This window comes from Neobacillus sp. YX16 (assembly GCF_030123505.1).
In the GTDB taxonomy this organism is placed as follows: domain Bacteria; phylum Bacillota; class Bacilli; order Bacillales; family Cytobacillaceae; genus Neobacillus.
The window spans coordinates 6,158,136-6,169,860 of record NZ_CP126115.1 but is presented as its reverse complement, the minus strand read 5'-3'; the positions used below and the strand labels follow the sequence as shown (position 1 = coordinate 6,169,860).

At 39.6% G+C, this 11,725-nt stretch carries 11 protein-coding genes; 9 read left to right on the top strand and 2 right to left on the bottom strand.

Annotated elements, in window-relative coordinates:
• Positions 1-8 precede the first annotated feature (8 nt).
• Both QNH48_RS30130 and QNH48_RS30125 read left to right on the top strand, forming a co-directional pair.
• Positions 9-1,064 carry an ABC transporter ATP-binding protein gene (locus QNH48_RS30130; protein ID WP_095247426.1) on the top strand — a complete coding sequence of 352 codons (1,056 nt, stop codon included), beginning with the start codon at positions 9-11 and terminating at the stop codon, positions 1,062-1,064.
• Positions 1,061-1,990 (top strand): ABC transporter ATP-binding protein, encoded by a 930-nt coding sequence (locus tag QNH48_RS30125; RefSeq protein ID WP_283953270.1) that lies wholly within the window; start codon positions 1,061-1,063, stop codon positions 1,988-1,990. Before QNH48_RS30130 ends, QNH48_RS30125 begins: the two co-directional genes overlap by 4 nt.
• A gap of 82 nt (positions 1,991-2,072) precedes the next feature.
• On the opposite strand, the gene ilvA is transcribed toward QNH48_RS30125, so the two are convergent.
• Together ilvA and QNH48_RS30115 are read right to left on the bottom strand one after the other, a co-directional pair.
• Complete coding sequence (gene ilvA / locus QNH48_RS30120; RefSeq protein WP_283953269.1) at positions 2,073-3,281, bottom strand: threonine ammonia-lyase; 1,209 nt, start codon at positions 3,279-3,281, stop codon at positions 2,073-2,075.
• Between the two features lie 167 nt (positions 3,282-3,448).
• Entirely contained in the window at positions 3,449-5,284 is a 1,836-nt protein-coding gene (locus QNH48_RS30115; RefSeq protein WP_283953268.1) for a M6 family metalloprotease domain-containing protein, read from the bottom strand.
• Between the two features lie 248 nt (positions 5,285-5,532).
• Between QNH48_RS30115 and QNH48_RS30495 the strand changes: the two genes are divergently transcribed.
• The 7 genes from QNH48_RS30495 (at position 5,533) to QNH48_RS30085 (ending at position 11,711) form a co-directional block, all read left to right on the top strand.
• Complete coding sequence (locus QNH48_RS30495; protein WP_349655111.1) at positions 5,533-5,751, top strand: hypothetical protein; 219 nt, start codon at positions 5,533-5,535, stop codon at positions 5,749-5,751.
• The gene (locus QNH48_RS30490) at positions 5,748-5,993 is read left to right on the top strand and encodes a hypothetical protein (RefSeq protein WP_349655110.1); all 246 of its coding nucleotides are present in this window, start codon (positions 5,748-5,750) and stop codon (positions 5,991-5,993) included. Before QNH48_RS30495 ends, QNH48_RS30490 begins: the two co-directional genes overlap by 4 nt.
• 338 nt (positions 5,994-6,331) lie before the next feature.
• On the top strand, positions 6,332-7,510 hold the full coding sequence (locus QNH48_RS30105; protein ID WP_133369835.1) for a ParM/StbA family protein: 1,179 nt from the start codon (positions 6,332-6,334) through the stop codon (positions 7,508-7,510).
• Positions 7,511-7,522: 12 nt separating this feature from the next.
• On the top strand, positions 7,523-8,107 hold the full coding sequence (locus tag QNH48_RS30100; RefSeq protein WP_283953267.1) for a hypothetical protein: 585 nt from the start codon (positions 7,523-7,525) through the stop codon (positions 8,105-8,107).
• A gap of 174 nt (positions 8,108-8,281) precedes the next feature.
• A complete protein-coding gene (locus tag QNH48_RS30095) occupies positions 8,282-9,883 on the top strand; it encodes an ABC transporter substrate-binding protein (protein WP_283953266.1) in 1,602 nt (533 codons plus the stop codon).
• Positions 9,884-9,903: 20 nt separating this feature from the next.
• Entirely contained in the window at positions 9,904-10,890 is a 987-nt protein-coding gene (locus QNH48_RS30090; protein ID WP_283953265.1) for an ABC transporter permease, read from the top strand.
• Positions 10,887-11,711 (top strand): ABC transporter permease, encoded by an 825-nt coding sequence (locus QNH48_RS30085; RefSeq protein ID WP_283953264.1) that lies wholly within the window; start codon positions 10,887-10,889, stop codon positions 11,709-11,711. The genes QNH48_RS30090 and QNH48_RS30085 overlap by 4 nt, the downstream gene beginning before the upstream one ends.
• Positions 11,712-11,725 lie beyond the last annotated feature (14 nt).

Genomic DNA, 11,725 nt, shown 5'->3' with positions numbered 1-11,725 from the left:
TTTAATAAATGAGTAAATTATTGGAAGTCAAAGATTTAAAAGTATCATTTAACACCTACAATGGTGAAGTGCATGCTGTTCGAGGTGTTACCTTTGATTTAAATAAAGGTGAAACGTTAGCAATCGTAGGTGAATCTGGTTCAGGTAAGTCAGTAACCTCAAATGCGATTATGAGACTTCTTCCAGAGCCGCATGGCTATATTAAAGAAGGACAAATCCTTCTCGAGGGAGTAGACCTTGCTAAAAAAACAAGCAAAGAAATGCAAAAAATTCGCGGAAAAGACATCTCTATGGTCTTCCAAGATCCAATGTCGTCTCTAAACCCGACTATGAAAATTGGTTATCAGATCATGGAAGGTTTGATGAAGCACCAGAATATGAGCAAAACTGAGGCTAGAAAGACTGCTCTTGAGCTTTTAACACTTGTTGGTATTCCAAGACCGGATGTTCGTATTAATCAATATCCTCACCAATTCTCTGGCGGTATGCGTCAACGTGTGGTAGTAGCGATTGCATTAGCATGTAATCCAAAAATCTTAATTGCAGATGAACCAACTACGGCTCTTGACGTAACGATTCAAGCTCAAATCTTAGAATTGATGAAGAGTATTCAACAAAAAACCGATAGTGCGATTATTTTTATTACGCATGACCTTGGTGTTGTAGCAAACGTTGCAGACCGTGTAGCCGTCATGTACGCTGGAAAAATCGTAGAAATTGGGACGGTAGATGATATTTTCTACAATCCTAAGCACCCGTATACTTGGGGATTGATAGGCTCTATGCCAACATTGGATAGTTCGGATGAAGAGCTTTTTGCTATTCCTGGCAGCCCGCCAAACATGCTTACCCCTCCTGTAGGAGATGCGTTTGCTCCAAGAAATCAATTTGCGTTAGAAATTGATACTGTGATGGAACCGCCTATGTTTAAGGTTTCAGACACACATTATGCGGCAACCTGGCTGCTGCATCCAGATGCGCCTAAAATTGAGCCGCCTGATGCCGTTAAGCACAGGATGCAAGGTTTTGCTCAAACAGGTACTAAGGGCGGTGGAAAAAGGTGACAAGAGAAAAGTTACTTGAAGTTAAAAATTTACAAAAACATTTTGCTGTTGGTAAAAAGAATACAATCAAGGCTGTTGATGGTGTTAGCTTTGATGTATTTAAAGGTGAAACCTTTGGTCTAGTTGGGGAGTCTGGCTGTGGAAAGTCTACAACCGGCAGAACCATCATTCGACTTTACGATGCAACTGGCGGTGAAGTTAAATTTAATGGTGAAGATGTTCACGGTAAAAAGAATAAATCCCAATTACTTAAATTTAACCGCAAAATGCAAATGATTTTCCAAGATCCTTCTTCTTCATTAAATCCACGTATGACTGTTTTGGATATTATTGCTGAGGGTCTTGACGTTCATAAACTCGTAAAGAATGAGGCTGAACGAAAGCAAAAGGTTGAAGAATTATTAGAATCGGTTGGTTTAAATAAAGAGCACGCTACGCGTTTTCCACATGAATTTAGTGGCGGTCAAAGACAGCGTATTGGAATTGCTAGAGCGCTTGCTGTTGACCCTGAGTTTATTATTGCCGATGAGCCTATCTCTGCATTGGATGTATCCATTCAGGCACAGGTAGTGAATCTGCTTAAGAAACTCCAAAAAGAACGTGGATTAACGTACTTGTTCATTGCCCATGACCTTTCAATGGTTAAATATATCTCTGACCGTATTGGCGTTATGTATATGGGTAATCTAGTTGAATTAGCTGAAAGTGATGAATTATACAATAATCCTATTCATCCATATACAAAATCATTACTATCAGCGATTCCGCTGCCAGATCCAAGATATGAGCGCGCTCGTAAGCGTATCAGCTATGATCCTACTGTACATGATACAAATGGCGAGTTTGAACTTAGAGAAGTGGTTCCAGGACACTTTGTACGCTGTACAGCAAAGGAATTAGAAAGATACCAAAATGAGCAAAAGTAAAATTAATAGAACCATGAGAATACTTTTACTAAAAAATCCTTACTTATAAAAAGTAAGGATTTTTTGTGTAATTCTTTAGGAATTAGAAATGATTCATTTCTACTATGTAGTTTTTCTCTTTAAGTACTTTATACAGCATGTCGATATGTTCGTTATTCTTTGTTTCTACAGAAATTTCCAGCCCGGCATAGCCAGGATAAATATTTTTGCCCATATGACTGAGATTCACGGATTGAATGTTTGCGTCTAAATCGGTTAGAGCGTTTAGTACCTTTTGAAGTTCTCCAGGTTTGTCCTTTAAAGTTATTGTAAAAGCAGCATACCGTCCTGACTCCACTAATCCTCGTTCGATGACCCTTGAAATAAAATTCATATCAACATTTCCGCCGCTTAAAACAGCCACAACCTTCTTTTCTTTCAACTTCACTTTTTCATATAGTAGTGCTGAGAGGGAACAAGCACCTGATCCTTCCACTAACAGCTTATTTCTTTCTAAAACCATCAGCATCGTTCTAGCAATCTCCATCTCATCAACACAAAAAATATCATCGACATATTTTTGGGCGATATCAAAGGTTCTCAGTCCAGGTTTTTTAACAGCTATCCCATCTGCCATCGTGGGTGTTGATTCTACCATTACAGGTTTATTTTCAAATAATGACTGTTTCATACTAGGGCAGGCCAGTGACTGGACGCCATAGACAGCTATATGAGGGTTTTTCTCCTTCACGGCCATTGCAACCCCTGCAATTAGCCCACCGCCGCCCACGGGGCAAATAATAGCCTCTACATCGGGCAGCTGATCGAGTATCTCCAAACCAACCGTTCCTTGTCCAGCGATGATGGCATCATCATCAAAGGCATGGATAAAAGTAGCATCCCTTTGCTCTTTAAGCTCTAAAGCATAGGCTAGTGCATCATCAAATGTTGCTCCCTCTAAGAGTACCTCTGCCCCATATTGCTTCGTAGCCAGCACCTTACTAAGGGGTGCCCCCTTTGGCATGACAATCGTACAATTAACACCAAGCATTTGACTTGAGTAAGCTACTCCTTGCGCATGGTTGCCGGCAGAGGCTGCCACAACCCCTTTTTGCAGCTCTTCCTGTGAAAGGGATATTAACTTATTATAAGATCCTCTAGCCTTAAAAGAACCCGTTTTTTGGAGGTTTTCGAGCTTTAGATATACTTCGTTATGAGCCAGTAAACTAAAAGTTTTGGAATAGTCCAGCGGCGTTGTATGGACGACTCCCTTCATCTTCTCACGTGCAATAATAATATCATCTACATTCATATTTCTTCCTCCGTTTGTCATCCTTTTCCTTAGGATGTGCTGCTAAAAGTAAACTATGTCTTATTTCCGGGAAATTTCTTTAATATAAAAGGTAGAAGGGAAGGTCTTCACTTAAAGAAAAACAAGAAAAAACCTGAGTCCGTAGAACTCAGGTTTTTTAACAAATATTACTTTTTGTTACCTTCATTAAAACTATAATAGAATTTAGCTGTGATAGAACCATCAGCGTTTTCTTTAATGTCAGTTACATGAATTCCAGAGTCTGCTGGAGTGGCGCCGTTGCCCTTCCAGAAGTAGTAGGAACCTGTATGAACATTAGAAGAGTTTGGCGTGATATTCGCACCTGTCTTGAAGAAGTCTCCTGCGTCACCACGGTTTAGATTCTTTTCTAAATCATATTTTCCATCGGCCTGAAGAAGGGATAAGCCATAATGGGTTACAACCTGGCCATTGCTTGCTGTTTCTGATTGATTAAACTGGAAGCGTTTGTTCATCCAGTTTTCAACGTTATTAGGGCGGAAGCCGGCAGTTTGATATAGGTTGATGATATTTTCATCGACATGCCATGCTAATAATCCGTGAGAATCCTCGCCTTGACGAACTAATCCTTTATTAAAGCCATCCTGTTGAACGTTTTCAAATAAGAAATACTCTGTTCCATGAGAACCAGGAACCTCCATTTTTACAATTCCGTTTGTAGCATTGGCTTTATTAATAGCTGGTAAGGTAATGTCTTTAACACCGTCAGCAGGTGTTATATTAATAGGCTCAGCCCAGCCAAGAAAAACCTTTGAGAATGGATCAAAATGAGTTGGTGAGTTACCGGAATAGGCATTATTGTCTGGATAACGCATCCAGGAACCGCCAGCCATCATCGAGTAGTTTCCTACCCCTTCAGAAGTATAGACAGTATCATAGAAATCAGGAAGACCTAATGCATGTCCAAATTCATGAGCATATACCCCAGCTTGGGCAGGATATGGGCCTGTTTTAGAAGCTTCGTCATAGCTGCCAGTTGTTAAATTGAAACCAGCTACGTTGCCGCCAATCGCAGGTTGGATATTGTAGTTATTTACGATTACACCATCATATGTCATATCCTCGGCAACCGTCTGATTAATCCAAGCACTTTGGCTCATGCCAGCATGAACATCTGATGGTTTACCAGTTTCATAGTATTTACCATAGTATAAGGCACTTAGTAAACTCCATTTATGAGACCAGAATTGAGCAGGGTCTTGGCTCCACTCAGCTCCTGTTCCTTCGTGAACAACGAATACGTTTGGAACCTCGCCGTTTTCAGCATATTTTGAGAAGTCTACCTGATCGTCAGCGGACTTTAATAGGTCACGAACGAATTCACCAGTATGAGCATCTCCGTTTACATTGCCTAGTACATATTTACCATTTTCTGCATACTTGCCTTCTTGGTCTAAGTAGTAAGAAGCCCCTTTAGGAAGTTCTACCCAAACAAACTCGGTGTTTTCTTTGCGGACGATATTAACTCTGCCATTACTAGATTCTTTATAGGCATTTTGCATGGTTCGGTCGGTTGGTGCCTTAACACCGTTATATTCAGCATATTGTTTGAATGCTTCTAATTCATATGGATTATATTCTGTTCCAAAGATTAAATCCTCATAGTATTTTGCAGGGACTTGACCTTCCAAGTCGCCGATTGGCTCATCGCCATCCTTATATTTTGCTAGGATTACGAGAACAGGTACATCTCCTGTAGCTGCTTTATTTTCTACATGATTGTCCCCAGGCTCCTGGAATTTCGTTCCTATATTAGCCTTCTCTGCAGGGTCAGCCTTTGATAAATCGACACCAAGCTCTTTTGCCTTTGCAGCTAGTTCTGGAGCGGCTCCAACGAATTCAGCGGGACTTAAAGTGTATGTACTTTTTGTTGTGGATGGGGCTTCAGTAGGTTGGAAGCCTGCTGCCACAATACTTCCAGCTAATGCTAGAGTTAGACCGGTCTTTGATAGTACTTTTAACATGTGCGTCACTCCTAAAATTATTTGAGGATTAAAATATATCAGAATTATCAAATAACTAGTAGAATCGAAGTACCTAATTTGCCACCATATATTTAGTGAGGCGAAATAACCAAATTCTAGGATTTGAGTCAATTTTAACAGGGTAAAGGACTTAAGTAATAGGTAGATGGACATGATCTTATAATGTTTCAAAGATTTTTTATGCTAATATGGAGAGAGTATATTTTAATGAGAGGAAGGTCTTATAAATGACAGCAGGAGCTCCCGTATTAAAAAAGTTAAACTTTAAGGATCAAGGGCAGCCGGTATTAGTTATCAATGCACCAAAGTCTTATGATGAGATGAAAGCTGCATTCGAAGGGGAGGTTCATCATCAGGCAGAACTGGAGATGTATGATTTTGTTCAGGTGTTTGGTACTAGTAATGAAGAACTTCATCTAATGCTAAAAAAGCGGTTACTTATGTGAAGGATGATGGCTTATTTTGGCTCTGCTACCCTAAGAAGTCATCGAAGACCTATAAAGGATCCAACTGCAGCCGAGAAACGGTTACGGGTATGCTCTCTGAAGAAGGCTATGAACCAGTTCGGCAAATTGCGATTGACGATGATTGGTCTGCATTAAGATTCCGTAAACCTGAAAAAATTAAGAAAATGGTTCGAGACTTTGCTGTAACGGATGAAGGAATCAAACGGACAAAGAAGGAATAGGTCCCTTACCCAAGGGGTCTGTTTTTTTGTATACAGAATGCGTATACATGTTTACGAAAAATGTACACTTGTTTACAATATTGTATACATGGTGTTTACAAAAATGTTTACATGTGTACAAACTCGTATACATGTTGATATAGAGCGATGTGTACAGGTTTGTGTTCGTTGTAAACATAAATGTATACAACGATTACGTATTGTTTACAATTTTACACTTTCATTTCTTTTTGTCTGGGATATTGAAGAATCTAGCAAACTTCTATACTCTTATACTAGAGAAGTTAGATACATATCTTCATTAACATCTAAATTAATAGAATGAAAGGATGACAATTTTGAATAATACTAGAATTGCAGCTATTGATGTAGGGAATGATTCAATTAAGGCTATTTTTGGAGAATTAGAATATGAACTTAATATCCCAAATATTATCGCAAGGGACACGGAAGACCGCCCTGTTATTGGAATAGAAGAATTAGATGATAAGAATCCACTTGATGGTATTCATGTAAAAGTGCACTCTCCTGCATTAAAGGAGAATAACGCCATATATCGTGTCGGAAATCTAGCAACTAAAAGCAACAATGGGACTGAATTAGATCCTGGCAGCAGTAAGTCTGAAGAAGATCAAACGTTAATTCTACTCTTTACTACATTGGCTTTGGACGCTGTGAAGGAAGGAAATAAGAATAATTTCCGTCAAACGAAAAATGTCATTGATGCGAACTACACACTTGGAACTGGCCTCCCTCTTCGTGAAGTTAAGGAAGGTAAGGATGCAGGCTACCGTTCGAAGCTAATCGGTTCTGTTCACCAAGTAGAGTTTCTGGTTACACCTAAATACCAAGGTTTAAAGGTAAATATTAAGTTTGATGAAATCAAGGTATACCCTGAAGGTTTTGCTGCTTATATTAACCTAGTAATGGATAATAACTCAAAAATTATTAATAAAGACCTAATCGATAAGCGTATCTTGATTCAAGATATTGGCGGATTATCAACAGATATCGCCGTTATTAAAAATCGAAATGTTGATGATGATAAAGCGCAAGGCTTTAATCTCGGGGTTTCAGAATCATTAGAAGCAATCCGTGAAGAAATTAGAACAAAGCACGGTGTTGAACTAGACAGCCGTCGTGATGTTGTTGAAATCATCACCAAGAAAAACGACCGAAATCATATCATGGTTAAAGGAAGCAGAACAAGTGTTCATGATATAACGGATCGCATTCTACTAGATTTAGCAAAGAAACAATACCGCTTATTACGTAATGTTTGGTCAAAGAACTCCCAAACGGAAATTTGTTACTTTGTCGGCGGTGGTGCTACCGTTTTAAAGGATTATCTTAAAACATTAAATAACAATCTCGATGGTTTTAATATTGATTTCTTTGAAGATGAAAAAGAAAGCATTTGGATGATGGCAAATGCCTATTATAAGCTAATTCAAGATTTTGTTAAAAAGGCAGAGAAACAAAAGGTCGAACAACCTAAAAAACCTGTTACCAATTAATAGGGTGATGAAATGAAAAAGGCTGGAACACATGAAATTCAGCGGGGACAGGCAATCTCCTTCCGTGTCCCTTCTGATACACCTGACCATTTGGTTAAGAAGCTGCAAAAGTTAAAGGAAACTGAAAGAAGAAATTTTTCCAGCAAGATTGCAGAGTTCGTGATGGAGGGTGTCAGTAACGTTAATGCAAGAGAACGCGAGATGATTAATGTCCCGCTGCCCAAAAAGCTAACGAAAGCACAGCGTGACTGGTTGAAGCATGAGCATTCTGAGGCATTATTAGGGAGTATTATCTATCAGTTAATATCAGACCCAGTCCGGTCTACTTCCCTGCTTGCGAGTTTAAATAGCAGTTCACTAGATATCGATGAGGCTTTATATCTCCAAGAGGAAAGTATTCCTGAGATCCATTCTTATCGTGAGAATGACAGCGCCGTAGAGGAAATCGCTGCTTCGATTGATTTAAGCGATATGGATGATGACTTAAGTGGATTTGATTGGGATAATGTGAAACCTGTGATTGAAGAAGAAAAGGTTGAAGAAGAGCCTGATTTAGATGATTTGCTTGGCGGATTTCTAGCGAGTATGAATAAATAAATAGTGCAATTTCTGGCACATATAATGATATGAGAGGTAAGCATGGTTTCTTGCTTATCTCTCTTTTTTTAGTGGTGAAAATTTTTCGAATAATTAATACGTTCCGTTTCCTATGCTATAATTTTCTTATTAAAAATTTGAAAACTCACCTTTTATATTACTGGAGTGGATAAGTTGAAAAAAACGATAATTTTTATTTTAGTTATTGCTACATTAATAATTGCAGGTTGTGCAAAAGGGCAAAATAGTGAATCAGGGAATGATAGAACTGCTGCTAAAGATGAACTTATTTTAGCTGTTGGAAATGAGCCTGAAACTGGATTTGACCCTGTATTAGGCTGGGGACAATATGGTTCGCCTCTTTTTCAAAGTACATTATTAAAAAGAGACAATGATTTGAAGATTACATATGACGTGGCAACAAGCTATGCTGTCAGCCAGGATGGTAAGGTTTGGACGGTCAAACTTCGAGATGATGTTCTTTTTTCTGATGGTAAACCATTAAGTGCTGAAGATGTCCAATTTACCTTTGAAACGGCGCTGACGAGTGATTCTGTTTTAGACTTAAATATCCTTGAAAAAGTAGTGGTTAAGGATCCAACGACGGTTGAATTTCATCTTCATAACGCAAACTCAACCTTTATCCATTCATTGTTGACACTAGGGATTATCCCAAAGCATTCATATGGTGATGAATATGCGGAAAATCCTGTTGGTTCAGGTCCCTACAAGCTTGTGCAATGGGATAAAGGACAACAAATTATCATTGAAATGAACCCTAACTACTATGGTAAAAAACCATTCTTTAAAAGAATCACATTCTTATTTCTAAATGAGGATGCAGCCTTTGCAGCGGCAAAAGCAGGACAAGTAGATATGGCTTATATACCTGCTTCCTTTAGTAAAAATCAAGTTCCAGGAATGGCTCTTGAAGAAATACAAAGTGTAGATAATCGCGGAATCATGTTCCCTTATGTCCCTTCAGGAGAGAAAACAAAAGATGGTAATGCCATCGGAAATGATGTGACATCAGATATTGCGATTCGAAAAGCAATTAATGTTGCCATCGACCGCCAAGCTCTTGTTGATGGGGTTTTAGAGGGCCATGGTACACCAGGTTATTCAGCGGCAGATGGCTTGCCGTGGGCAAATGAAGAAACCAAGTTTAAAGATGGTGATTTAAAACAGGCTAAAGAAATCCTGGAAAGTGCCGGATGGAAAGACCAAAATGGAGATGAATTTCTCGAAAAGGGCGGTTTACAAGCGGAGTTTGACCTTCTATACCCTGCTAGTGATGTCACGAGACAATCCTTAGCGATTGCTGTTAGCGATATGGTAAAACCGTTAGGTATAAAAATAAATGTTGAAGGTAAAAGCTGGGACGAAATTGAATCGCTAATGCATTCAAATGCTGTGATGATGGGCTGGGGAAGCCACGATCCAATTGAGATTTATAATCTATTCAGTGGAAAAATGGCAGGAATGGATTATTACAACTCAGGTTTCTATTCAAATCCTAAAGTAGATGAATACTTAGAGAAGGCGCTTTTATCTAAAAGTGAAGAAGCAGCAATTGAATATTGGAAAAAAGCTCAGTGGGATGGGACAACAGGTTTTAGCTCTTTAGGGGACGCCCCTTGGGCTTGGTTAGTCAATGTTAATCACCTCTATTTAGTAAAAGAAGAGTTGAACATTGGGGATCAGAGAATTCAACCTCATGGTCACGGGTGGCCAATTACGGATAATCTAGTTGACTGGAAATGGGATGAGAAATAAATGATGGGTGTAAGACTAAAATGCTGAGAATAGGTTCATTTATCGGGAGGAAAATTATCAGGCTTCTTTCTCTCCTGTTTGCTATTAGTGTCATTACTTTTCTATTAATCAGCCATTCTCCGATTGATCCTATTCAAGCCTATATTGGTGCCGATATGATGAGGGTTGGTCCTGAACAGCGTGAGAAAATAGCTGAAAATTGGGGGTTAAATGAACCACCGACGGAACAATTCTTCCGGTGGGGTTCTTCTGTCCTGCAGGGGGATTTAGGAACATCGATGATCTATCGTCGTCCTGTCACAGAGATTATTGGTGAAAAATTCCTTAACTCGCTTGCGCTGATGACCATTGCCTGGATATTATCGGGGATGATTGGCTTTTCTTTGGGAATAGCTGCAGCCATGAAAAAGGGTAAATGGGTTGATAGAATCATCAAATGGTATTGTTATACATTGGCTTCGACGCCGACATTTTGGATGGGCCTGCTATTATTAATAATTTTTGCCGTATGGTTAGATTGGTTCCCAATTGGGATGGGGGTTCCTGCAGGTGTGCTGGCTGAAAATGTCACCCTTATGGACCGGATCATCCATTTAATCCTCCCTGCTCTCACACTAAGTATTGTAGGTGTCGCAAACATTGCCTTACATACTAGGCAAAAATTAATCGAAGTCCTTTCAAGTGAGTATATTTTATTTGCAAAAGCCAGGGGGGAAAAAGGTTTTACACTAATATGGAGACATGGTATCCGAAATATTTCTTTGCCTGCTATCACTCTCCATTTTGCAGCCTTTAGTGAACTTTTTGGTGGAGCTGTTTTAGCTGAACAGGTTTTTTCATACCCAGGTTTAGGACAGGCTACGGTTGAAGCGGGGCTTCGAGGTGATGTGCCGCTCCTTCTTGGACTGGTTATTTTTAGTTCCATATTTGTATTCGTGGGAAATTTAATGGCAGATCTCTTTTCTTTTATTGTCGACCCAAGAATGAAGGAGAGAAGGTCGCTATGATTTCTTTAAATAAAAGACAAAAAACAGTGATGGTGTTAGTCGTTACATCCGCTATAGTATTGGCAGTTTTAGTGGGCGGCCTGCTCATTAGTAATGATAGAATTGCAACAAATTTAGAACAACGCAACCTTTCGCCTTCACTTGAACATCCATTTGGTACGGATTGGCTTGGGCGAGATATGCTGATTCGAACGTTAAAAGGGTTGTCGGTGAGTATAGGAGTGGGTCTTATCGCAGCCACGGCTTCCGTTATGATAGCGGTAGGATTAGGAATAATCGCAGCAACGATGGGACGGATTGCTGATGGTATTATCTCGTGGCTTGTTGACTTGTTTTTAAGTGTTCCCCATTTGGTCATCCTTATTTTAATAGCCTTTGTGCTAGGCGGAGGTATGAAAGGCGTAGTCATTGGGTTAGCACTCACCCACTGGCCAAGCTTAACACGGGTTATTCGAGCTGAGGTCATGCAGCTTAAAACAGCAGAGTTTGTCCAAACCTCGAAAAGGCTGGGAAAATCACGGTGGTTTATTGCTGTAAAGCATATACTTCCTCATTTAGTACCGCAGTTTTTAGTGGGATTGTTTCTACTATTCCCCCATGCTATTCTTCATGAGGCTGCGGTAACATTCTTGGGTATGGGTTTATCGCCACATCAGCCAGCAATTGGGATTATTCTCTCAGAATCAATGCGATATTTATCTACTGGCATGTGGTGGCTGGCATTTTTCCCCGGATTATGTTTACTTTTAATTGTCCGTGCCTTTGATTTAGTAGGGGATCGCCTGCGGTCACTCGTTGATCCTTATCGTGCCAATGAATAAGATGGGGGCTGAGA

Bases quoted from the DNA above. Each gene is read 5' to 3' on its own strand.
- QNH48_RS30115 (WP_283953268.1), bottom strand. From the start codon at position 5,284: ATGTTAAAAGTACTATCAAAGACCGGTCTAACTCTAGCATTAGCTGGA.
- QNH48_RS30100 (WP_283953267.1), top strand. From the start codon at position 7,523: ATGAAAAAGGCTGGAACACATGAAATTCAGCGGGGACAGGCAATCTCC.
- ilvA (WP_283953269.1), bottom strand. From the start codon at position 3,281: ATGAATGTAGATGATATTATTATTGCACGTGAGAAGATGAAGGGAGTC.
- QNH48_RS30495 (WP_349655111.1), top strand. From the start codon at position 5,533: ATGACAGCAGGAGCTCCCGTATTAAAAAAGTTAAACTTTAAGGATCAA.
- QNH48_RS30130 (WP_095247426.1), top strand. From the start codon at position 9: ATGAGTAAATTATTGGAAGTCAAAGATTTAAAAGTATCATTTAACACC.
- QNH48_RS30090 (WP_283953265.1), top strand. From the start codon at position 9,904: ATGCTGAGAATAGGTTCATTTATCGGGAGGAAAATTATCAGGCTTCTT.
- QNH48_RS30085 (WP_283953264.1), top strand. From the start codon at position 10,887: ATGATTTCTTTAAATAAAAGACAAAAAACAGTGATGGTGTTAGTCGTT.